This is a genomic window from Actinoplanes sp. NPDC048791 (genome assembly GCF_040650095.1).
Taxonomy (GTDB): Bacteria; Actinomycetota; Actinomycetes; order Mycobacteriales; family Micromonosporaceae; genus Actinoplanes.
In genome coordinates this window covers 1-885 of sequence record NZ_JBEZGQ010001244.1, presented here as the reverse complement: position 1 = coordinate 885, position 885 = coordinate 1, and the positions used below count along the sequence as shown (strand labels likewise).

The 885-nt window shown below is 72.1% G+C and carries 1 protein-coding gene; it reads right to left on the bottom strand.

What is annotated here, in order from left to right; translation table 11 throughout:
- Window positions 1-885 (bottom strand): apolipoprotein N-acyltransferase (gene lnt, locus AB0C29_RS44915; RefSeq protein ID WP_360833998.1); only part of this gene is annotated, 885 nt, incomplete at both ends.

Sequence of the window (885 nt, the reverse complement as noted above, 5' to 3'; positions counted from 1 at the left end):
GTCGCGGCGGCGCCCCCGCAAGGGCGCTGCCGCCACAAGGACGAGCACGGCCAGGGCGACGGCCGCCAGCTCCGGCCAATGCCCCAAACGAGTCGCCAGCGTACGCGGTCCGTCCACCCGCATGTCACGCAGGACCACACCCGGCACGTTGAACCCGGTGGACGAGTACACCTGACCGGCCGTGCCGACAAAAGCGGACACTCCCACCGTCGACACCATCAGCGCCTCCCGGCCGTGCTCGACGGCGCGCAGCTGCACCATGGCGAGCTGCTGGCGGGCCTCGGCCTCGTTGAAGGTGGCGTTGTTGGTCTGCACGGCCAGGATCTGCGCCCCGCCGGTGACGGTGTCCCGCACGACCGAGTCGTAGGCGACCTCGAAGCAGATCACGTCGCCGATGGTCGCCGCCGGGGTCCGGACGACGCCCGGGGTGCTGCCGGCGACCATGTTCTTCACCAGGTCGACCTTGTCGCTGACCACCCGGGCGATCGGGCGCAGCGGCATGTACTCGGCGAACGGCACCGGGTGCCGCTTGATGTAGACCTGGTCCAGGTCGGGGCCGGTGACCGGCTGCCACAGGATGCCGGCGTTGCGGATCTCGCCCTCGATGTCGCCGCGCAGCACCGCCCCGAGCAGGATCGGCACGCCGATGGCGGTGGCCGCCCCGGCGATCTGCTGGGCCGCGTCGGGGTTGCGCAGCGGGTCGATGTCGCTGGCGTTCTCCGGCCAGATCACCAGCTCGGGCTGCCGCTGCCGGCCGGCGCGGACGTCCTCGGCGAGCTTCTCGGTCGCCCGGACGTGGTTGAGCAGCACCGCCGCGCGCTGGGCGTTGAAGTCCAGCCCGAGCCGGGGCACGTTGCCCTGCACGATCGCGACCGTACGGGTGGT